The organism is Clostridium sp. CM027 (assembly GCF_024730565.1).
GTDB lineage: Bacteria > Bacillota > Clostridia > Clostridiales > Clostridiaceae > Clostridium_AD > Clostridium_AD estertheticum_B.
The window spans coordinates 2,330,568-2,353,304 of sequence record NZ_CP077725.1; the positions used below are offsets into that span (position 1 = coordinate 2,330,568).

15 protein-coding genes, 5 tRNA genes and 1 riboswitch are annotated in these 22,737 nt (G+C 32.5%); of the genes, 6 read left to right on the top strand and 14 right to left on the bottom strand.

The window, feature by feature from the left end; genetic code table 11:
• Nucleotides 1-56: 56 nt before the first annotated feature.
• Nucleotides 57-2,225, bottom strand: coding sequence for a Tex family protein (locus KTC92_RS11035; RefSeq protein WP_220287803.1), 2,169 nt, complete (start codon nt 2,223-2,225; stop codon nt 57-59).
• 447 nt (nt 2,226-2,672) lie between these two features.
• Between KTC92_RS11035 and proS the strand changes: the two genes are divergently transcribed.
• The gene (gene proS / locus KTC92_RS11040) at nt 2,673-4,109 is read left to right on the top strand and encodes a proline--tRNA ligase (protein WP_216303961.1); all 1,437 of its coding nucleotides are present in this window, start codon (nt 2,673-2,675) and stop codon (nt 4,107-4,109) included.
• A 146-nt stretch (nt 4,110-4,255) separates the two neighbouring features.
• On the opposite strand, the gene aroD is transcribed toward proS, so the two are convergent.
• Nucleotides 4,256-5,020: a type I 3-dehydroquinate dehydratase gene (aroD, locus tag KTC92_RS11045; RefSeq protein WP_220287802.1), complete on the bottom strand. Its 765-nt coding sequence runs from the start codon at nt 5,018-5,020 to the stop codon at nt 4,256-4,258.
• A gap of 710 nt (nt 5,021-5,730) precedes the next feature.
• Between aroD and arcA the strand changes: the two genes are divergently transcribed.
• The 4 genes from arcA to arcC all read left to right on the top strand — a co-directional run bounded on the left by arcA (nt 5,731) and on the right by arcC (nt 10,524).
• On the top strand, nt 5,731-6,954 hold the full coding sequence (gene arcA, locus KTC92_RS11050; protein ID WP_216303963.1) for an arginine deiminase: 1,224 nt from the start codon (nt 5,731-5,733) through the stop codon (nt 6,952-6,954).
• Nucleotides 6,955-6,981: 27 nt separating this feature from the next.
• The gene (gene argF / locus KTC92_RS11055; protein ID WP_258280591.1) at nt 6,982-7,980 is read left to right on the top strand and encodes an ornithine carbamoyltransferase; all 999 of its coding nucleotides are present in this window, start codon (nt 6,982-6,984) and stop codon (nt 7,978-7,980) included.
• A 95-nt stretch (nt 7,981-8,075) separates the two neighbouring features.
• On the top strand, nt 8,076-9,488 hold the full coding sequence (locus tag KTC92_RS11060) for a basic amino acid/polyamine antiporter (RefSeq protein WP_216303964.1): 1,413 nt from the start codon (nt 8,076-8,078) through the stop codon (nt 9,486-9,488).
• Nucleotides 9,489-9,573: 85 nt separating this feature from the next.
• Nucleotides 9,574-10,524, top strand: coding sequence for a carbamate kinase (gene arcC / locus KTC92_RS11065; RefSeq protein ID WP_165413083.1), 951 nt, complete (start codon nt 9,574-9,576; stop codon nt 10,522-10,524).
• Between the two features lie 171 nt (nt 10,525-10,695).
• Here arcC and prfB read toward each other — a convergent pair.
• The 12 genes from prfB to KTC92_RS11125 all read right to left on the bottom strand — a co-directional run bounded on the left by prfB (nt 10,696) and on the right by KTC92_RS11125 (nt 21,707).
• Nucleotides 10,696-11,803, bottom strand: a protein-coding gene (gene prfB, locus KTC92_RS11070; RefSeq protein ID WP_216303965.1) for a peptide chain release factor 2 whose coding sequence is annotated in 2 segments (ribosomal slippage) — nt 10,696-11,724 and nt 11,726-11,803 — 1,107 coding nt in all. Because the reading frame shifts where the segments join, the coding sequence is not laid out codon by codon here.
• 138 nt (nt 11,804-11,941) lie between these two features.
• The gene (gene secA, locus KTC92_RS11075) at nt 11,942-14,443 is read right to left on the bottom strand and encodes a preprotein translocase subunit SecA (RefSeq protein ID WP_216303966.1); all 2,502 of its coding nucleotides are present in this window, start codon (nt 14,441-14,443) and stop codon (nt 11,942-11,944) included.
• Nucleotides 14,444-14,640: 197 nt separating this feature from the next.
• On the bottom strand, nt 14,641-15,174 hold the full coding sequence (gene hpf / locus KTC92_RS11080; protein WP_165413081.1) for a ribosome hibernation-promoting factor, HPF/YfiA family: 534 nt from the start codon (nt 15,172-15,174) through the stop codon (nt 14,641-14,643).
• Between the two features lie 422 nt (nt 15,175-15,596).
• Nucleotides 15,597-16,277, bottom strand: a complete 681-nt coding sequence (locus KTC92_RS11085; RefSeq protein WP_258280592.1) for a ComF family protein — start codon at nt 16,275-16,277, stop codon at nt 15,597-15,599.
• On the bottom strand, nt 16,250-17,278 hold the full coding sequence (locus KTC92_RS11090) for a hypothetical protein (protein WP_216303968.1): 1,029 nt from the start codon (nt 17,276-17,278) through the stop codon (nt 16,250-16,252). Before KTC92_RS11090 ends, KTC92_RS11085 begins: the two co-directional genes overlap by 28 nt.
• A 45-nt stretch (nt 17,279-17,323) precedes the next feature.
• The gene (locus KTC92_RS11095) at nt 17,324-19,555 is read right to left on the bottom strand and encodes an ATP-dependent RecD-like DNA helicase (protein ID WP_220286872.1); all 2,232 of its coding nucleotides are present in this window, start codon (nt 19,553-19,555) and stop codon (nt 17,324-17,326) included.
• 206 nt (nt 19,556-19,761) lie between these two features.
• On the bottom strand, nt 19,762-20,937 hold the full coding sequence (gene metK, locus KTC92_RS11100) for a methionine adenosyltransferase (RefSeq protein ID WP_220286871.1): 1,176 nt from the start codon (nt 20,935-20,937) through the stop codon (nt 19,762-19,764).
• An 85-nt stretch (nt 20,938-21,022) separates the two neighbouring features.
• Nucleotides 21,023-21,125: riboswitch (SAM riboswitch) on the bottom strand.
• A gap of 102 nt (nt 21,126-21,227) precedes the next feature.
• Nucleotides 21,228-21,312 (bottom strand) — tRNA-Tyr (locus KTC92_RS11105).
• 5 nt (nt 21,313-21,317) lie between these two features.
• Nucleotides 21,318-21,392: transfer RNA gene (locus KTC92_RS11110), tRNA-Thr, on the bottom strand.
• Between the two features lie 32 nt (nt 21,393-21,424).
• Nucleotides 21,425-21,500, bottom strand: a tRNA-Val gene (locus tag KTC92_RS11115).
• A gap of 42 nt (nt 21,501-21,542) precedes the next feature.
• A tRNA-Tyr gene (locus tag KTC92_RS11120) sits at nt 21,543-21,627 on the bottom strand.
• 5 nt (nt 21,628-21,632) lie between these two features.
• Nucleotides 21,633-21,707: transfer RNA gene (locus KTC92_RS11125), tRNA-Thr, on the bottom strand.
• 357 nt (nt 21,708-22,064) lie between these two features.
• Between KTC92_RS11125 and yyaC the strand changes: the two genes are divergently transcribed.
• Nucleotides 22,065-22,619 (top strand): spore protease YyaC, encoded by a 555-nt coding sequence (yyaC, locus tag KTC92_RS11130; RefSeq protein WP_216303344.1) that lies wholly within the window; start codon nt 22,065-22,067, stop codon nt 22,617-22,619.
• The last annotated feature ends 118 nt before the right edge of the window (nt 22,620-22,737 follow it).

The window sequence follows — 22,737 nt, forward strand, 5'->3', positions numbered from 1 at the left end:
AATTTTATTTTATAATTTAATTATATATAAATACAGTAAAATAAGCAACATATTAATTAATTATTTTTCATTGATAATGATATTCTTTTTCTTTTCTCATCAACTTCTATCACACTAACTTCTACTATATCGCCAACCTTAACCACATCCAATGGATGCTTTACAAATTTATCTGATAACTGGCTTATATGCACTAACCCATCCTGATGAACTCCAATATCAACAAAAGCTCCAAAGTCAGACACATTTCTAACAGTACCCATAAGTTTCATTCCCGGTTTAAGATGGGACATTTGAACTACACCCGTTTTTAATATCGGCTTCGGTAGTTCTTCTCTTGGATCTCTACCAGGCTTTTTAATTTCTTTAATAATGTCTCTAAGAGTTGGAACACCTATCTCCAATATTTGTGCAAGCTCATCCATATTAATATTAATATCTTTTAGTCTATCATCCAAATCTTTAAAGTTTAAAGATTTAAGATCTTCTCTTGTGTACCTTAAAAAATCCAATAATTTTTTAGTAGCATTATACGTTTCTGGATGAATTGAGGTGTTATCTAAAAATTCATTACTCTCCATAACCCTTAAAAATCCTGCACATTGCTCATATGCTTTTGCTCCTAATCTTTTCACTTTTAATAATTCTTTTCTAGTTTTGAACTTACCATTTTCTTCTCTATACGCTACAATATTTTGAGCTATAGCAGCATTTATCCCTGATATATAAGCTAATAAAGAGGGTGTTGCAATGTTAAGATCTACGCCAACAGCATTAACACAATCTTCAACTACTCCTTTTAAGGATTCATCGAGTTTTTTAGCTGCTACATCATGTTGGTATTGTCCAACTCCAATAGCTTTCGGGTCAATTTTCACAAGCTCCACTAATGGATCTTGAAGTCTTCGCCCTATAGAAATAGCTCCTCTAATAGATACATCTATATCTGGATATTCTTTAGATGCAAGCTCTGACGCTGAATATACTGAGGCTCCCGCTTCCGAGACTATAACATAGTACAAATCTTTTGAGCATTCATCCTTAAGTTCTTTAATTATCTGCGCTAAAATTTCTTCAGATTCACGACTAGCAGTCCCATTACCGAGTGACACTACTTCTACATTATGCTTAATTACCAATTTTTTAATAATATCTATAGATTTTTGAATACCGTCCTTACTGCCCGCAGTAGCGTATACTGTAGCTATATCTAAAAGCTTACCAGTATCATCAAGCACCGCTATTTTGCACCCTGTTCTAAACCCAGGATCAAATCCAAGCACTACCTTTCCTTTTATAGGTGACTGCATTAAGAGTGCCTTTAAATTAGCTTTAAATATTTCAATAGCGCTAGTTTCACCCTTTTCTGTGAGTCCGGACCTTATTTCTCTCTCAATTGATGGGAATATAAGTCTTTTTACGGAATCACCTATACTTAACTCTATATACTTATCAGTTTCATTATTCCCTTTTAAACATTTAGCTCTTAAGTACTGAGTAATCTTATCATTATCGGCTTTGATTTTCACAGAAAGTATCTTACTATTTTCGCCTCTATTTATAGCAAGAATTCTATGCGGTGGAATAGATTTAACCCCTTCTTTATACTCATAATACATTTCAAATGGAGTAGTGTCATCAGAACCGCCTTTAGTTTCAACATTTCCTTGATTATGCACTAATGCTCTAATCCACTTTCTGTAATCAGCTTCATCTGAAATCATTTCACTAATAATATCCCCAGCACCTTGAAGTGCGTCCGAAGTACTATTTACTGCATTTTCTTCACTTAAGAATTTCTCTGCATACTCATTTATATCACCCTTAAACTCGCCGCATACAATAATTTCAGCTAAAGGTTTAAGCCCTTTTTCTATCGCAATGATAGCTCTAGTTCTTTTCTTAGGCTTAAAGGGTCTATATATATCCTCTATTTCTGTCAATGTCTCGCTTTTTCTTATTGACTCCTCAATTTCCGCTGTTAGTTTTTCTTGATCACCGATAAGACGTACTACATCTGTTTTTCGTTCTTCTAAGTTCCTAAGATATATAAGCCTCTCTGTAAAGTTTCTAAGGATTATATCATCAAGTCCCCCAGTTCTCTCTTTTCTATATCTAGCTATAAAAGGAACTGTATTCCCTTCATCTAATAATTCAATTACACTTTCCGCCTGTTCTTTAGTTATTGAAAATTCTTTAATTAATCTGTTAGTTATATTCCCCATGTTTTTTAGCTATTTTTGCAAGTCACATTTAAATAAATAACAAGCACTATGATACTTTATTTTCATGTACCTAAATAGCTATTCCTCCTCACATAATTTATATTTTAAATTTAATGGACTAAAATCAACATATTTAATCATACCACGAATTCTATCCTCATATCTATACACTATATAGAAATTTTTAGGAGAAATATTCGAAAGGTTAATATGGTCTTGTCTTTTAACCCTTTGTCTTATATTGCTTTTTTATAGTTAACACATATATTATACCCTATATAGATTCAAAAAAATGCTTTGTTAACTTTACAAGCGGTATTAATAATCCTTACGAATTGTTTTCTTGACATATTATTATTTTTATTCTATGATTGATTTTATAGTGCCCTTTTACGGGTTTTTTTGTATTTATTTTAAAATATTTTATTGAATCGGAGGAAAATAATTATGGCAAAAGGAAAAAAATTTGTAGAATCTATTACCTCTATGGAAGAAGATTTTGCAAAATGGTATACCGATATTGTAAAAAAAGCGGAACTTGCTGATTATGCGAGCGTTAGAGGTTGCATGGTAATAAGACCTTATGGCTATGCAATTTGGGAAAATATTCAAAAAACTTTAGATCAAATGTTTAAAGATACAGGTCATGAAAATGTATATATGCCAATGTTCATTCCTGAGAGCTTACTTCAAAAGGAAGCAGATCATGTTAAAGGCTTTGCACCAGAGGTTGCTTGGGTAACACACGGAGGCAACGAGCTACTAGCAGAGAGGCTTTGCGTTAGGCCAACTTCTGAAACATTATTTTGTGACCACTATTCAAAAATAATTCAATCTTACAATGATCTCCCTAAATTATATAATCAATGGTGTTCCGTTGTTCGTTGGGAAAAAACCACAAGACCTTTTCTTAGAAGTTCAGAATTTTTATGGCAAGAAGGCCATACCGCTCATGCAACGGCGGAAGAAGCAAAAGAGGAAACTCTTAGAATGCTTAATATATATTCAACCTTTTGTGAAGAAACCCTTGCTATTCCAGTTATAAAAGGTAAGAAAACAGAAAAAGAAAAGTTTGCAGGAGCAAATGAAACTTACACAATTGAAAGTTTAATGCATGATGGAAAAGCACTTCAATGTGGTACTTCTCATAATTTTGGAGATGGTTTTGCAAGAGCATTTAACATACAGTATTCAGATAAAACAGGTAAACTTGCTTATGTTCACCAAACTTCTTGGGGAATGTCTACAAGACTTATCGGCGCTTTAATTATGGTTCACGGTGATGATAATGGTCTAATACTGCCACCAGCAGTAGCTCCAATTCAACTTATCATAGTTCCAATTGCACCTCATAAAGAAGGCGTAATTGAAAAAGCTACAGAACTTAAAAATATATTATCAAAGCTTTCACGTGTAAAAATGGATATTAGCGATAAAATGGCTGGATGGAAATTTAGCGAATACGAAATGAAAGGTGTTCCGCTACGTTTAGAAGTTGGTCCAAAAGATATAGAAAACAACCAAGTAGTACTTGTGAGACGGGATAGCCGCGAAAAAATAATTGTTCCAATGTCAGAACTAGAAGCATTAGTACCCGAGATTTTAAAAGATATTCAAAAATCTTTATTTGAAAAAGCTAAAAATGCACAAGATACCCGAACCTTTAACGCGAGCACCGTAGAAGAATTAAAAGAACTTCTTGATAAAACTTTAGGATTTGTTAGCGCTCCATGGTGTGGAGAACTCGCTTGCGAAGAAAAAGTAAAAGAAGTAGCCGGTGCGTCTTCTAGATGCATGCCATTTAATATGCCAGAAGAAAAAGGCGTTTGCTTATGTTGTGGAAAACCATCTAAAGCTACAGTTATTTGGGGAAGAGCTTATTAAATTTAAATATAAAAGCGATTGGTTTATGCCAATCGCTTTTAATTTTTTAAATTTATACCTTAATAAATCGCGTTATACCTCTATGGCTTTTTTATTGATCATAATAAATAAAAATCATTAAATCATCCTATTGCGGTCTAATTTTTTTACGTGTTATTATGAAGTAATTGAATAGTTCTACGTAATTCTACTACAGCAATCTGACCTGGTGCAGAAGCCTTCTTGACTGCGCCAAATGTTAATGCGGAGCCAAATAATTCACCTGATATTCTACTGATAATCCCTTTTTCCGCCATAGAAATTGTAATAATAGGACCATCCGCATATCTTTCATTCATAATACGCGTTGCATCTAACAGTATAATCACATCCTCTGCACAAGTAGGCATTACTGCGATTTTAGGAATATCTGCACCTAATCCTTGAGCCTTACGTAATCGAGATATAATTTCTTCTTTCTCTGGTGTATTATGAAAATCATGATTAGATATAATAACCGCTACGCCATTTGCATGTGCTGCTTCAACTAATTCTTTTACATCTTTTTCATCGTTAAATAATTCAATATCTATAACTTCAACAAGCTTTGTTTCAGAAATTAATCTATTTAATTCAAAATAAAATGCAGTACTAATCTCCTTTTGTCCACCCTCTTTAGCACTACGGAATGTAAAGATAATGGGCTTGTCAACTAGCACTTTCCTAATTGCTTGTAATGCTTTCTTAACTCTCTCTATATTTGTAGCATCCTCGAAGAAATCTACACGCCATTCTACAACATCTAAATCAATCCTTTTTAAAATTTCAGCTTCTTCTATAAGCTGTGGAATAGTTTCTCCAACCATTGGAACGCAAATTTTAGGTAAGCCTTCACCAATTGTAACATCCTTAATAGTAACTACTTTTTTCATTAATACCCACCCCATCAAAATAAATTGCGACACTAATTCTTTTCTAGATATAATACCAGTCATTACTAATATAGTAAAGGTTTCTTATTTTTTCTTCCCCCTATAAACTATTAATAAATCACTCAAAATCAAGGGAAAGAAAAGAACTTCGCCACCTCAATCTAATTAATTGTTATTTAATACAATAATCCCCTTATAGATGCCTTCCCGGAATTTAATTATTTTTTTTCTATCTCACATCATCACCTTTTATATATCAACATTATGAACATTTTGTAAATAAATAATATCATTAACGATTTCAGTGCGATATTATGATGAAAAATAGGTTTATATGCATAATTATTAACGCAATAACTAATAATATATAGGCTATGTAACCTTTATCTAGATATTGCTATACATTTATAGGTATAAATAACCAAAAAAAAGTTTTATGAATGTTTATACCTTATTTCTAGCATTATGCATAATAAACTAAAACATTATGAATATATATACACATAATCTAATATTCTAAATTTTCAAGCAGAAACATCCATAGTATTACCGAGTAAAATAAAGCTTAGCATAAATAAGCAGTGTTAAATCAATAACAAAGCTTACATGTACGATATATATGGAATTATAGTAGAATTCTCGGTTTTCCTTATATAAATGTACACTTTATAATGATGGCATAAACAAAAACGAATAGGGGGCTAAATTAAATGGAATCATTTATAAATGTAACTTCTGAAATAGGAAAACTTAATAAAGTAATGCTACATAGACCCGGTAGAGAAATAGAAAATTTAGTACCGAATCTTCTTGAAAGATTACTTTTCGATGATATTCCTTATTTAGAAGTAGCGCGAAAAGAACATGATATATTTGCAAAAATATTAAAAGAAAACGATGTGGAAGTCCTTTATTTAGAAGAACTTGTTACAGAGGCTTTAATCGAGGATCAAACCAAAAAAATATTTTTACAACAGTTTTTACTTGAAAGTCACATTAGTAATAAAGAAATATATAAATCTCTTTATGATTATTTAATGTCAAAGCCTACAAGAGAAATGATTGATATACTTATGGCTGGAGTTAGAAAAAACGAAATAGCTGTTAAGGAGATTCATTCTCTAAGAGGATTAATAGGAACCCAGTATCCATTCTACTTAGATCCTATGCCTAATCTTTACTTTACTCGCGATCCAGGTGCTTCAATTGGAAATGGTATTACTATAAATACTATGCAAACTGAAGCTAGAAGACGTGAGACTTTGTTCCTAGAATTTATTCATGAATATCATAGTTCCTTCAAACAAAATGAAGTGCCACTTTGGTATGATAGAAGCCTTCCAAGTAATATCGAAGGTGGAGACGAACTTATATTATCTGCCACAACCCTTGCAATAGGGTGTAGTCAAAGAACTTCACCTGAAGCTATAGAAGTTGTAGCAAGAAATTTGTTTGAAAAACATACTACTTTTGAAAAAGTATTAGTATTAGAAATTCCATCTAGTAGAGCATTTATGCATCTTGATACTGTATTTACTATGGTTGATTATGATAAATTTACAATACACCCAGAGATAGAAGGACCACTTAATGTTTTCGAAATTACAAAAGGTGTCAATGGACAATTAAATATTAAGCAAGAAAAAGATATATTACAAAATGTATTAAAATCTGCATTAAAAGTGCCTTCAGTTGATTTAATAAGATGCGGAGGTGGTGACGCTATTGTAGCAGCAAGAGAACAATGGAACGACGGATCAAACACTCTAGCTATTGCACCAGGAAAAGTTATAACTTATGAACGAAATTATGTTACTAATGAAATTTTATCAAAACATGGTGTAACAGTACTCACAATGCCAAGTGCCGAACTTTCAAGAGGAAGAGGCGGCCCAAGATGTATGAGTATGCCACTAAATAGAGATAACTTATAAAAACAACAATATTAGGAGGAATTTATTATGTTTAACTTAAGAAACAGAAACTTTTTAACTTTGATGGACTTTACTCCAAATGAAATAAACTACTTTTTAGATTTAGCTAGAGATTTAAAAAGAGCTAAGTATGCAGGTACAGAACAACAGAAATTAAAAGGTAAAAATATTGCGCTAATATTTGAAAAGAGTTCTACAAGAACAAGATGTGCTTTTGAAGTAGGAGCACTAGACCAAGGAGCTCATGTAACTTACCTTGGACCTACAGGAACTCAAATTGGCAAAAAGGAATCTGTAGCAGATACAGCTAGAGTTCTTGGCAGAATGTATGATGGAATAGAATATAGAGGATATGGCCAAGAAATAGTTGAAGAACTAGCAAAATATGCAGGAGTTCCAGTATGGAACGGATTAACAACTGAAGACCACCCAACACAAATTCTTGCAGATTTTTTAACTATAAAAGAACACTTTGACAAGCCATTAAGCGACATTGTGTTTGTATATGCTGGAGATGGAAGAAACAACATGGCAAATGCATTGATGATTGGTGCTGCTAAAATGGGTATGGACTTTAGAATAGTATCACCAAAGAGCTTATTCCCAGAAACAGCATTAGTTTCAAAATGCAATGAAATTGCTAAAGAAACAGGAGCAAAAATTACTATTACAGATAGCGTGGATGCAGGAGTTAAAAATGCAGATGTAATCTACACAGACGTATGGGTTTCTATGGGCGAAGCAGACGAAGTATGGGCATCAAGAATAGAATTATTAAGGCCATACCAAGTTAATATGGAAATGCTTAATAAGACAGGTAATAAAAACGTTAAATTCATGCACTGCCTACCAGCTTTTCATGATTTAAAAACACTTGTAGGTAAAGATATATTTGAAAAATATGGTCTTGAAGGTTTAGAAGTTACAGATGAAGTATTTGAAAGTACACATTCTATAGTATTTGATGAAGCAGAAAACAGAATGCATACAATCAAAGCAATTATGGTTGCTACACTTGGAAACTAGCCTAAAATAATTATAAAATTAATTGGTGAGGGCAATATTATTGCTCTCACCAATTTAAAATATGGCTAATACATTAATCAAAAGGAGATTATAAAATGGAAAAGGATAAAGATAAGAAGCTAGGCTTGTCTCTATTAATTGCTCTTGGAGTTGGTTCCATGATTGGTGGTGGCATCTTTAATAGCCCAACTGATCTTATCGGTAAAGCAAACCCTCAAGCAGTAATTATTGCATGGGTAATTGGTGGACTTGGCGTGGCATTTTTAGCACTAGTATTTCAATTACTTGCAAACAAAAGACCAGCGCTTACAGGGGGCATATTCACTTATGCAAAAGAAGGCTTTGGAGAATTTGTTGGATTCAATTCAGCCTGGGGATATTGGTTAAGCGCTTGGCTTGGAAACGTTGCATTTTTTATTCTTATATTTAAAACTTTTAATAGTTTAGTAGGTGACGTAAAACCTATAGTAACATTTTTATTAGCATCTGCACTATTATGGATAATTCATTATATACAAATGCGTGGAGTTAAGAGCGCCGGAATAATAAATGCCGTTGCCACAGTTGCAAAAATCATACCCTTATTAATGGTAATTGTATTTGGTCTTGCAATATTTAAAACTAGAACTTTTAATGTTGATAATTGGAAAACAATATTAGCTTCTACGGGGGGTTCTACCACCGTGTTCTTGCAAATTAAAGGAGCAATGGGTACAATTTTGTGGTGCTTTATTGGTATCGAAGCTGCAACAGTGCTTTCTGAGAGAGCGAAATCTCAAAAGACTGTCGGAACTGCTACAATAATAAGTTTAATTATAACTTTAGTGCTTTATATACTGGTTTCAACAACCGCTATGGGAGTAATTTCAGCTAATACTCTTGCTAGTTCACAAACCCCTCTAGCAGATATGTTATCAATTACTGTACTTGGCAGTATTGGAGCTGTAATCGTTAAAGTTGGTTTAATTATTTCACTTGTAGGCTGCCTAATTAGTTGGGTTATGCTTGCAGCAGAAATTCCTTATGTTGCGGCAAAGGGTGGCACAATGCCAAAATGGTTTATTAAACAAAATGACAATGGTGCTGCAGTAAATTCATTATTACTAACTGATGGATTAACTCAAATATTTTTACTTTCGCTACTTTTACCAGCACTTCAGTCTGCATATGGTAGTGTGTTTTTAATTTCAACAACATGTATTTTAATTCCATATTTGCTTTCATCACTATATGCAGTTAAAGTTGCATTTACAGATGTCCTAGGAGCTAAAGATAAGATAGTTTCTATATTAGCCTGTACCTATTCACTATATGTAATTTACGCAGTAGGAATAAATTATCTAGGAGCAGCAGTAATACTATATGCAGTGGGTATATTTGTATATCTAAAGGCTAGGAAAGAAAAGAATGAACCTATTAAAATAAACGAGAAAATAGGAATGGTAGCCATTATGGTAGTTGCAATCTTAATGATTATACTGCTTTCAATTGGCAAAATTCAACTTTAAACATTATTTCAATGAAATTTTATAAAATATTTTTAAGTTATTAAATAAATTATATTTTATATATAATATAAAAGGAGAAATATATATGTCAAGAATAGTAATAGCACTTGGTGGAAATGCCCTTCAAGCAAATCCAAAGGATACTACATCAGAAGCACAATTAGTAACAGCAAGACAGACGTCAGAAGCCATTGTAGATTTAATTGAAGAGGGTCACGAGGTTATTGTTGCTCATGGTAATGGACCTCAAGTAGGTCAACTCGTAGCTACTTATGAAGCAGCCGCTTCTATAAATGAAAATAGCCCAATAATGCCTTTTCCTGAATGTGGTGCTATGAGCCAAGGTTATATAGGCTATCATCTGCAACAAAGCATTAGATCAGAGATGAGAAAACGAGGAATAAATAAGGACGTTGCAACAGTAGTTACTCAGGTAATTGTTGATCAGAATGATCCAGGATTTAAGGATCCAACTAAGCCAGTAGGTTCTTTCTTTACAGAGGAACAGGCTAAGAAATTAATGATTGAAAAAGGATATATAATGAAAGAGGATTCAAATAGAGGATGGAGACGCGTAGTGGCTTCACCACTTCCAATGGCTATAGTTGAAGAACCTATTATCAAAACATTAGTTGAAGCTGGACATATTGTTATAACTGTTGGCGGTGGCGGTATACCTGTAATTGATAATGGAAATGGAAACCTTGAGGGCGTTCCAGCAGTAATAGATAAAGATTTTGCTTCTTCTAAAATAGCTGAATTACTAAATGCTGATGCATTAGTTGTACTTACAGCCGTTGAACAGGTTGCTATTAACTTTGGTACTCCAAATCAAAAGAATCTTTCAATAATAACTGTTGAAGAAGCTAAAACTTATATTAAAGAAGGACATTTTGCTCCTGGTTCTATGCTTCCAAAAATAAAAGCGGCTCTTGCTTTCGTTGAAGCACAAGAAGGCAGAAAAGCAATTATAACATCACTCGAAAAAGCTAGAGAAGCAATAAGCGGAACAGCAGGAACAGTGATAACAAAATAATAAACTTTAAATGTAAGTCATAAGATGAAAATGCTTATGACCTATACATAACAAAAATAAAAGATCCAGCAGAATATACAATATATTCTGCTGGATCTTTTAGGTTCAAATAGAAATGTGTCTACATTTCTATAATGGTACCACCCTTCTTTATTGTAGCTATACCTGATGTTATTTATTGTTCTGCCTTAAGTACGCCTCGATAAAAATATCAATATCCCCATCCATAACTGCATCTACATTACCCATTTCTGTATTAGTCCTATGATCCTTTACCAAATTATATGGATGAAATACATAAGATCTAATTTGACTTCCCCAACCATTTTCTTTCAAATCCCCGGTTAAGTCTTCTATTCTATCTTTTTTAGCTCTTTCCTTTAAATCCAATAATTTTGCCATAAGCATCTTCATCGCAGTTTGTTTATTACTATGCTGACTTCTTTCATTTTGACACTGTACTACTATACCCGTAGGTATATGGGTAATCCTTATGGCTGAGTCAGTTTTATTTACATGTTGACCTCCTGCCCCTCCAGATCTATAAGTATCTATTCTCAGGTCATCAGGCTTTATTTCAACATCTTGATTATCGGTAAGCTCTGGAAGTACTTCACAAGATGCAAACGAGGTTTGCCTCTTACCATTTGCATTAAAAGGTGAAATTCTCACTAACCTATGCACTCCCTTTTCGGCCATTAAATATCCATAGGCATATTCGCCAGTTATTTTTAATGTCACTGCTTTAATACCCGCTTCATCAGATGGCTGATAATCTAAAACTTCGATCTTATATCCCTTCTTTTCACACCACCTTGAGTACATTCTATAAAGCATTTCTGTCCAATCTTGAGCGTCACTTCCACCTGCACCGGTATGAAGCGTTAAAATCGCATTATTTATATCATATTTCCCAGCTAATAAAATTTCTATCCTGAACCTATCTGTATCCAGCGTTAGGTCTTTTAATTCACTTTTCATTTCTGCTATAGAGGAATCATCTTCTTCCTCCTCACTTAGTTCAATTAGCACTTCCAAATCTTCTATCTTACTAATTATTAAATTGAATCTATCAATTCTATCTTTAATACCCTTAGCTTTTTGAGTAACTTGTTGTGCCGCTTTTATATCCTGCCAAAAGCTCGTCTCCTGCATTGTAAACTCAAGTTCTTTTAATTGTTTTTCCATAGACGCTACGTCAAAGAGACACCCTAATCTCTTCTACATTACTTTTTAATACGTTTAATTCACTTATTGTTTCTTCGATTAGTATTATCAATTATAGCACCTCTTTCATTATATTTGAAAAGGGATAAGCAAGAATCAATTGCTCATCCCTTTTCAGTTGGAAATTGACGGTTTTATATTTCCAACTATTATTATCCCTTATGCGGTTGTTTGAAGTTATTAATAATTATTAACCTCTGCCACAGCAATTTTTGTATTTTTTCCCTGAACCACAAGAACATTCATCATTTCTTCCTTGTTTAGTAACTTTTTTAATTGGCTCATTTTTAATGGAATTATCATGATTTGTTGATGTAATCTTAGAAACCATTTCTCTCTCAGGTGCTTTTTCTATTTGCACATGAAATAAGTATTTAACAGTTTCCGTCTTTATATTTTCAATCATTTCAGCAAACATATCGCTACCTTCCATTTGGTAGGCTTGTGATGGGTCCTGTTGCTTATAAGCTCTAAGTCCAATGCCCTGCTTTAAATGTTCCATCTCATCGATATGATCCATCCATTTACTATCTACTACCCTTAGAAGAATAACCCTTTCGACTTCTCTTATTTGTTCGTCACCAAAATTTTCTTCTTTTTGTTCATAGATTTTTTTAGCTATTTCTAAAAGAGTATTTTTAATTTCCTCATTAGATGTTTTAGAAAGTTCTTCTATTGAAACCATACCCTTTGGAAGATATATTTCTTCAAGATAGTTAATAAGTTTTACTAATTCCTCATCAAAACTTTCCTCAACTCCACTAATATGTGAATCAACTGCAGAGAAAACAACATCTTGTATCATTTCTTCAATTTGATCTTTTATATTTTCGCCTTGAAGAACCTCTGTTCTTTGTCTATAAATTATTTCTCTCTGTTGGTTCATTACATCATCATATTGAACAACATTTTTTCTTATATCAAAGTTATTTCCTTCAACTTTCTTTTGAGCACTTTCTATAGCACCACTTACCATCTTGCTTTCAATAGCGTCCTCATCAGTTAATCCTAATTTTCCTACAACCCCTTGAAGTCTTTCAGACCCAAATATTCTCATTAAATCATCTTCGAGTGATATGTAAAATCTTGAGCTTCCAGTATCTCCCTGACGACCAGCACGACCCCTAAGCTGATTATCAATACGCCTAGATTCATGTCTTTCAGTTCCAATTATCTTGAGTCCACCAACTTCAACAACGCCTTCTTCAAGCTTAATATCTGTACCACGGCCCGCCATATTAGTTGCTATGGTAACCATGCCACGTGCTCCTGCATGAGAGACTATATCCGCTTCTCTTTCATGATATTTAGCATTAAGTACTTGATGAGGAATTCCTCTTTTTTTAAGCATATCAGATAATAATTCTGATTTTTCTATACTAACAGTTCCTACGAGAACGGGCTGCTTGTTCTTATAAGTTTCAACTATTTCATCTACTATAGCTTTATATTTCCCATTAACAGTTTTAAACACTAAATCTGCGTTATCAATTCTTGTTAATGGCATATTTGTAGGTATTACTATTACATCCAATCCGTATATTTCTCTAAATTCATTTTCTTCTGTAAGCGCAGTTCCAGTCATGCCCGATAACTTATTATACATTCTAAAATAGTTCTGGAAGGTAATAGTTGCAAGAGTTTTTGACTCTTTTTCAATTTTGACGCTCTCTTTTGCTTCAATAGCTTGGTGAAGCCCATCGCTATATCTTCTGCCTTCCATGAGTCTTCCAGTAAACTCATCCACTATGATAACTTGACCATCCTTTGCCATATAATCTTTATCTTTTCTCATGATGAAGTTTGCTTTTAAAGCTTGAACTGTATGGTGCTGTATACCCATATTTTCTGCATCAGCATAATTCTCTAAATGAAAATATTTTTCCGCTTTATCTATACCAGCATTAGATAATATAACAGCACTAGCTTTTTCATCTATAGTATAATCTTCTTCCTTCACTAGACCCTTAACAAAATAATCTGCTACTTTATAAAAATCCGTAGATTTTTCTCCTTCTCCAGATATTATAAGCGGTGTTCTAGCTTCATCTATTAATATAGAATCAACCTCATCCACGATTACAAAGTTTAATTTTCTTTGAACTCTTTCTTCTTTATAAACAACCATATTATCTCTTAAATAGTCAAACCCAAATTCGTTATTTGTCCCATATGTTATATCTGAATTATAGGCCGCTTGCCTTTGTGTTTGATCTAAATCATGAATAATTACGCCTACAGAAATACCTAAGAATTCGTGTATTCGTCCCATGTCATCGCTATCTCTTTTGGCAAGGTAGTCATTAACTGTAATTATGTGAACACCATTTCCTGTTAACGCATTCAAATATGAGGGAAGTGTAGCCACTAAGGTCTTTCCTTCACCCGTTTTCATTTCTGTTATTCTTCCTTGGTGCAGTACTATTCCACCAATTAGTTGTACTCTAAAATGCTTCATGTTAAGAACTCTCCATGAAGCTTCTCTAACCACCGCAAAGGCTTCAGGTAATATATCCTCTAAAGTCTCTCCTTTATTTAATCTAGTTTTAAATTCTTCTGTTTTTGATTTAAGTTCTTCATCGCTTAAACTAGTCATCAACGGATCTAATTCTTCTATTTTATCTACTGTTGAAATTATTCTTTTTATCTCTCTATCACTATAACTACCAAATAACTTTTCAAAAAATTTCATACTTTTCATCCTCACTATTCATTTTAATAGTCCCTAAATATATACTTAAAATTATACCACTTAATTTGTTACTGTTCAACTTATACGAATTTATAAATTTTGTAAATTATCATTAATAATTTTTCACTATACTTTTTTTAAGTTAAAAAAAGATTAAAGTAAGTAAATTTACTTTAATCCTTTAAATTTAATATATTTTAAAATTCTGGTTCTATCAAACCATAATTTCCATCTTTTCTTTTATATACTACATTTACCTCTGAACTACCATCACTCATATATACGAAGAAACTATGACCAACGAGTTCCATTTGAAGTACTGCTTCCTCTGCTGACATAGGTTTAAATGCAAATTTCTTCATCTTTACTATCTTAGGATCTATACCATCATCTTCGTTCTTATCATATTTTGGTATGCCTTGAAATTTAAGAGATGTTCCTCTATTCCTTTTTTCTAATTTTGTTTTATTTTTTCTAATTTGTCTTTCTAATTTATCAACTACAATATCTAATGATGTATACATATCTTCATTTTGCTCTTCTGATCTTAAAATAACTCCATTAAAAGGGATTGTAACTTCTATTGTATGTCTATTCTTACAAACGCCTAATGTTGTCTGTGCTTCCACATCTGGACTAAAATACTTATCCAATCTTGCTATTTTCTTGTCTATAATATTTTTCAAGGCTTCTGTTATCTCTATATTTCTTCCTATTACTTTGACTTTCATACTTACAGCCCCTCTCTAATATCTACATACTGCTTAATTGCTAAGCATGATATATGTTTTATATTTCAATTCTATTACTTTTAATGCTAAATAGCAACCATTAAAATCAGAATTCACATAATATTAATACAATTTAAATTATATTCGATATTTTTAGGTACCAATAAAATAAAAACTCCTAATATAATATTAGGAGTTTTTATATATTAAGTTAGTTGACCTGGTCTTTGACCCCACACTCGCCTGCTGGAGCTTTTGCTACCCAGAATTACCCTCTCACTACTAACACTCTCGTCTACTAAACGGCAGGACTAACCTCTAAGCCGCACCATGCTCGCTAAACTTTGTTTAACTTACGTGGATCGTTTCGCCTGCGACTGGCATCGACTTTCAACCACAAACCTAACTTACTACAATACGTATTATACATTACTTTTGGCTATTGTCAATATATAAATATTATTTATCCCACTTTCTTTCAGTTTGTGAGCACAATGAAACGCTGTAGCCCCAGTGGTTATAACATCATCAATGAGCAAAATATTTTTATTTTTTATAGCTTCATTTTTTTGGATCTCAAAACATTTCTCCATATTGTTCCATCTTTCTTCGCCATTGAGACCTATTTGATCTTTAGTATCCTCAGTTTTAATCAAGTTGCAAATCACTGGAATATTTAAAAATCGCGATAAATAGCTTGCCAAAAACTCGCTTTGGTTATACCCCCTATTTTTTAAAGCTTTTTTAGTCATAGGTACATAAGATATTAAGTCAAACTGTAATTCATTGCTTTTTACAAGTTGTAACATGTATTCCGCTAAGATTTCACCGCATATAAAATCGCTTTTATATTTAAGCCTAATAATTAATTCTTTTACTATATTAGAATAATAAAACACTGACCAAACAAGATATTTTTCTTCATTGCGACCTATACAAAAGCTTTGCACACAGCGCTTCAATTTTTCTCTGCATTTAGTACACAAAGCTTCACTTTCCTCACTATATCCACTACAAATCACGCACTGTTCATCGCCTGAATATATGAGCTGAACTAAACAATAAAGTATTTTTCTTATATATTTAATAATCCTCGCTCCCACGCTTTCTCATTAAATTTTCTAGCTATATTTTTAGCTTTATCCATTTGCACAGTTTCAACATTAGCTAAAAATATAGCCTCTCCCCTTTGTATACTTTCATATCTCCCAACCTTACTTGATAAATATAATAGTTGCTTATGATTATATTTATCATTATCAGCAAAATAAACTATAACATCAATTGAATGAAATTCTAAATAACTTTCTTCAAAGTCATTAGTGACTATTATCCCCTCATCTTCATTCATGAACTTTACTTTAATATTAGCATCGCTTTTTTTACTAATAAACAAAAAAATATTTTCACTTAACTTTTCTTTGAAATTACATAGATACTCAAAGACCGCTATAGTTTTTTCCTCATCTGGTGTAAATATTATTACCTTTCTATTAGATATAATTGACCAATTCAAATATTGATAAACAACCAAAGGTATATCCGTACTAAGATTTATCCTCGTAGTTATGATTCTAGGCTCTATAATCGGAATATTATTGTTTTTTAACGGAAACATTATTGGCGTGCCCTCGCTTAAAACATTCTCTACAGAATAGGCTATAGCTACACTATTTGCTTTACACATTCTTAATAACACTTTTTTTATTTGTTGCTTAGTGTATTTAGGAAAACTTCTAATATCATTATAAATAATCAAATCAAATTTTTCTTGGAGTTTTAACGCATTTTCATGATTGCATATATGTAAATACTCATTCACACTGCCATAATTCGTTTCAGGTGAATATACATATTGACCTAAATTACTAAATTTATTTATGAAGTAAATAATATCAATACTCCTCTGGTTTTCATTAGTTATATACAATATATTTTTCTTTTCATTAACATATTCAATTATAGTTTCTAACAATATATCAGAGGAATTGTAAAACATAGATACAACATCAATTCTTTTTTTGCTGTTTAAAGAACATCTTAAAATTTCTTTGCTAATCTCATCTTTTTCTTTACTAAGGTTTAATTTTGCGTAGAAAAGCATGTAAAATCTCCTTTGCAATTTAATATTTCTTCCAAACAAATCAATCTAATTTTCATCATGGCCCACATTTGCATCTACTATTTGCCTTATTCTCCAGCCCAAAGCGGAGTACCGCTCGAAACTTCTGTTGTTATCTTTCATGAAATTAACAGCTTTTATTGCTCCCACTAAAACAACCATATTCTTTGCTCTAGTTATCCCTGTATAAAGTAAATTTCTGTTCATTAAAAGTGGGGGCCCCATAAACATAGGCATAATTACAACTTCAAACTCACTACCTTGACTTTTATGTATTGTAATAGCATACGCTAAAGCTAGTTCATCTAAATATACACCTTCATATTCTACCCGTTTGTCATCATCAAAAATCACAATAACATTTTCATTATCTTCATCAATATCTTCAACATACCCTACATCACCATTAAAAATGCCCACTCCATCTTCAGCTTTTGCATTAATTTTTTTCCATTTTATAGAGTAATTATTTTTAATTTGCATAACCTTGTCGCCTACCCTAAATATAGTATTCCTATATTCCTTTTCCTTTTTATACTTAGATTTAGGGTTCAATATTTGCTGAAGCTTTCCATTTAGATTTTCTATACCCAATATCCCTTTTCTCATAGGAGAGAGTATTTGAATGTTCTTCATCTTATCCCACTCTTTGTTAAATTTTGGCAATCTGGTATTAATTAAAGCAATTATACTGTCCAAGATTTTCTCCGGCTCATTATTCTCAATAAAATAAAAATCTTTATCCTTTTTATTCAAAATAGGCATCTCGCCATTGTTAATTTTATGAGCATTCACAATAATCATACTTTCTTGTGCTTGCCTAAAAATCTCCTTAAGCTTAACTACTTTAACACATTTACTGTCAATAATATCTCTTAGTACATTACCCGGTCCGACAGATGGCAATTGGTCAACATCACCAACAATTATAAGTCGAGTTCCTACGCTGATAGCTTTTAATAAACTATTCATAAGCATTATGTCTATCATAGATGCTTCATCAATAATTAGCACATCACAATCTAAAGGCGATTCCTCACTTCTAGAGAACTGCGACCCATCATCTCTGCCTACTCCAAGTTCTAATAACCTATGTATGGTTTTGGCTTCGCGACCAGTAGCCTCTGTCATTCTTTTGGCAGCCCTTCCGGTGGGCGCAGCCATATAAACTTTCATTCCTGCTTCTTCAAATACCTCTATAATGCAATTAATTATAGTAGTTTTGCCAGTACCTGGACCTCCCGTTATTATTTCAATACTATTTTCTGCAGCACCACAAATAGCAGTCTTTTGAGACGTTGCAAATTTTATGTTTTTTTCTTCTTCGAAGTCATTAATCTTTTCTTCTATGTCTATTTCTAATTCGTCATACTTTTCTATAGATAAGGTTATAATTTTTTTAGTAATAGCTAATTCACAGTAATAGAACGGCATAGTGAAAACACAGTCTTCTTCATCAATATTTTCGACTTTCAATTTTCCCTGCAATACATTATCATAAACATTTTTTTCAATTTCTTCAGCCGTAACCCCAAGAATATTTTTAGATTCTTGGTATAATTTGTTTAACGGCATATAAGTATTTCCCATAGCGCAAAATTCATTTACCACATAATTAATTCCACTTTGTATTCTGAAAGGCGACTCTTTGTCAATGCCTAAACTTTGTGCTATCTTATCTGCAATTTTAAATCCTACTCCAGAAATGGTTTCAGTTAACACATAAGGATTATCCTGTACTACCTTTATAGAGTCTCCTCCATATTTTTTATAAATTTTCACACATTGGTTAGGTGTTACTCCATATGTTTGAAGAAATATCATTATATTTTTAACTTCTCGTTGCTTAGAATATGATTCAAAAATTAATTGAATCTTTTTTTGTCCTACACCATCAATCTCTTTTAATCTTTCAATTTCATTATCTAATATATTCATGGTGTTTTCACCAAAGTGCTGTACAATTTTTTTAGCAGTTATTGGTCCAATTCCTTGAATAACTCCTGAAGCTAAATATTTTTCTATACCTTCAAGTGAACTAGGTATTATTTCCTCACATTGTATTATTCTAAATTGCTTGCCAAATTGAGGATGAGTAACCCACTCCCCCGTTAATTTCAGGTTCTGCCCTTCACTTATATATGGCACAATGCCTACCACAGTTATCTGCTTTTTATTATCATTCAAATGAGCAATTATATATCCATTTTCTTCATTATGAAATACTACATCTTCGATTATCCCTTGTATTTCCGGCATAAAATCTCTCCTATTTATAAATTCATATAATAACATTAATAATAATATTATTAGCAATAATATTATTATTAATGTTATTATATCATATGTATTTTACATCTCTTATGTTCAGTATACCCCTATCTTAGGTTTTATCAAAATACTACTTAATAATCACATGCACTAAAAAGGGATAACAATTAATAATTGTTATCCCTTTTTTTATATTATACGTACTTTTTTATTTCATCAACCTTGTTTAGTTTTTCCCATGAAAGATCTAAATCAATTCTTCCAAAATGTCCATAGGCAGCTACTTGTTTATAAACAGGTCTTCTTAGTTCTAATTCTCTTATAATTACAGCTGGCCTTAAATCAAATACTTTTTCAACTATTTGAACTATTTTATCATCGTCAATTTTTCCTGTTCCGAAAGTTTCGACCTCTATAGATACCGGTTTAGCTACACCTATAGCATAAGCTAACTGAATTTCCAATTTATCTGAAACTCCTGCAGCAACTAAATTTTTAGCAACCCATCTTGCAGCATATGCAGCGGATCTATCAACTTTTGTTGCATCCTTTCCTGAGAATGCTCCACCTCCATGTCTTCCATATCCACCATAAGTATCTACTATTATTTTTCTTCCTGTTAAACCAGAGTCTCCTTGCGGTCCTCCAATTACAAATCTGCCTGTAGGATTTATATAATATTTAGTATTTTCATCTAATAATCCACTTGGAACTACAGGTTTTATTACATGCTCTTTTAAATCATTTTCAATTTGATCATGAGTTGCTTCTTCTGCATGTTGAGTTGAAATAACAATAGTATCTATTCTTACTGGCTTATTATCTTCATACTCTACAGTAACTTGAGTCTTTCCGTCCGGTCTTAAGTAATCTAATGTGCCATTTTTTCTTACTTCGCTTAACTTTCTTGCTAATCTGTGAGCCATAGCAATTGGTAGTGGCATGTATTCTGGTGTCTCATTAGTTGCAAATCCAAACATCATGCCTTGATCACCAGCACCTATTGCGTCAACCTTATCAATCTCGCCTGCTTTAGATTCTAATGCCTCATCTACTCCCATAGCTATATCTGTTGATTGTTCATTAATAGACGTAAGTACAGCGCATGTGCTAGCATCAAACCCGTATTTTGCTCTAGTATATCCTATGCCTTCAATGGTATTCCTAACAACCTTAGGAACATCTACATAACAACTAGTTGTTATCTCTCCCATTACTAAAACCATTCCTGTAGTAACCGCTGTTTCACAAGCAACCCTAGCATAAGGATCTTGCTCTAAAATAGCATCAAGTACAGCATCTGAAATTTGGTCACAAATTTTGTCTGGATGTCCTTCTGTAACGGATTCTGATGTAAATAATCTTTTCATTATAATTCTCCCTTCTATTCTCTAAAATTTCCCTATAAAAAAATAAAACCTCTTCCAAATATAAGAAGAGGTGATTTAATCATCTCCCTTATCTTGCAGATTATAACTGCAGGAATTGGCACCATGGTGCATTGCACCGGTTGCCGGGTTTCATAGGGCCTTTTTCCCTCCACCTCTCTTGATAAGAGTTATCAATTATTAACTTTTAATTATAATACCATATGCATTCTATGGTGTCAACAGAATCTAAACCCTGTAAAAAATAAAAAAAGACATCTATAGATGTCTTTTGGTGGAGGAGGACGGATTCGAACCATCGAAACATTACGTAACAGATTTACAGTCTGCCCCCTTTGGCCACTCGGGAACTCCTCCATATGTGGAGCTGGCAATAGGAATTGAACCTACAACCTGCTGATTACAAGTCAGCTGCTCTACCGTTGAGCCATGCCAGCATGCATTTTATTCTATTTTAAAAAGATTATTATGGTGGGAACAACAGGGTTCGAACCTGTGACCCTCTGCTTGTAAGGCAGATGCTCTCCCAGCTGAGCTATGCTCCCATAATTTATTGTAAACCATAATTTATTGTAAACCATTATAAATGGTGGAGGAGGACGGATTCGAACCATCGAAACATTACGTAACAGATTTACAGTCTGCCCCCTTTGGCCACTCGGGAACTCCTCCACTTATGGAGCTGGCAATAGGAATTGAACCTACAACCTGCTGATTACAAGTCAGCTGCTCTACCGTTGAGCCATGCCAGCATATTATGTTTTATCATTTTGCCGTTTTACCGTTTTACCGTGTCGACAAGAATTATTATACAACTTTAATTAATTAATTTCAAGTCTATTATCCTTTAATAAACGACTTCTTCTCTCCATAACTATACTATTCGCATATTTGCTTAATATTAAGCATTGATACAACTTACTATTTGCACAAATAATTTATTATATTTTTTATTTGGTTTTCCTTCATATAGTTAATATACTTATATATCATTTTTTAATTAATCATTTTTTTATTCTTTATTATAATAATACACGGGATTTATTCATATAAATTATTCATAGGAAACTAATAATTTTTCCCCAGCGCAATACAAGGAGGTATATTTCTTGAGTAAAGCTAAAACCCATTATAAAGATCCTTTAGCATACTATACACTTTCTAATTTTCTAAAAGACTATATTGACAAAAATACTTTAGTTGTTTGCATAGGTACCGATAGATGTATAGGCGATTGTCTAGGTCCTTTAGTTGGTACACTTTTAAAAAATAGTTCCTTTCCATTACCTGTATATGGCACTATAGATAATCCAATTCATGCCTTAAACATAGATAGTAAATTATCTAAAATAAATGCATTGCACCCAAATTGTACTATAATAGGTGTAGATGCTTGTTTAGGAGACATTTCAAATATTGGAGAACTCCAAGCTAGAAATTATCCAATTCATCCTGGCAAAGGTGTAGGGAAAACCCTTCCTAAGGTAGGCACTCTTTCATTAATAGGTATAGTAGATTCAAGTGATGATAGTGAATTATTTACAAATAGAAACATAAGATTGAGCTTGGTAATGGATATTGCTAATGTTTTAAGCAGATCCCTCTTGCATTCATACTATTTGCACTCCCTTACCAATGAAGAAAATAATTTGAGCCCTGTTTAACATGCTTTAATTAGTTTTAAATAATTATCCACAATTTAAACTTACAAATCTTATATAATATAAAAATAAGCAATGCAATTAAACTAATAATTGTATTGCTTATTTTTATAGCTTGCTT

Coding starts and splice junctions, on each gene's coding strand:
- metK (WP_220286871.1), bottom strand. CDS start 20,937: ATGAAAAGATTATTTACATCAGAATCCGTTACAGAAGGACATCCAGAC.
- arcA (WP_216303963.1), top strand. CDS start 5,731: ATGGAATCATTTATAAATGTAACTTCTGAAATAGGAAAACTTAATAAA.
- hpf (WP_165413081.1), bottom strand. CDS start 15,174: ATGAAAGTCAAAGTAATAGGAAGAAATATAGAGATAACAGAAGCCTTG.
- aroD (WP_220287802.1), bottom strand. CDS start 5,020: ATGAAAAAAGTAGTTACTATTAAGGATGTTACAATTGGTGAAGGCTTA.
- argF (WP_258280591.1), top strand. CDS start 6,982: ATGTTTAACTTAAGAAACAGAAACTTTTTAACTTTGATGGACTTTACT.
- arcC (WP_165413083.1), top strand. CDS start 9,574: ATGTCAAGAATAGTAATAGCACTTGGTGGAAATGCCCTTCAAGCAAAT.
- proS (WP_216303961.1), top strand. CDS start 2,673: ATGGCAAAAGGAAAAAAATTTGTAGAATCTATTACCTCTATGGAAGAA.
- KTC92_RS11035 (WP_220287803.1), bottom strand. CDS start 2,225: ATGGGGAATATAACTAACAGATTAATTAAAGAATTTTCAATAACTAAA.
- KTC92_RS11095 (WP_220286872.1), bottom strand. CDS start 19,555: ATGCCGGAAATACAAGGGATAATCGAAGATGTAGTATTTCATAATGAA.
- KTC92_RS11060 (WP_216303964.1), top strand. CDS start 8,076: ATGGAAAAGGATAAAGATAAGAAGCTAGGCTTGTCTCTATTAATTGCT.
- KTC92_RS11090 (WP_216303968.1), bottom strand. CDS start 17,278: ATGCTTTTCTACGCAAAATTAAACCTTAGTAAAGAAAAAGATGAGATT.
- secA (WP_216303966.1), bottom strand. CDS start 14,443: ATGAAATTTTTTGAAAAGTTATTTGGTAGTTATAGTGATAGAGAGATA.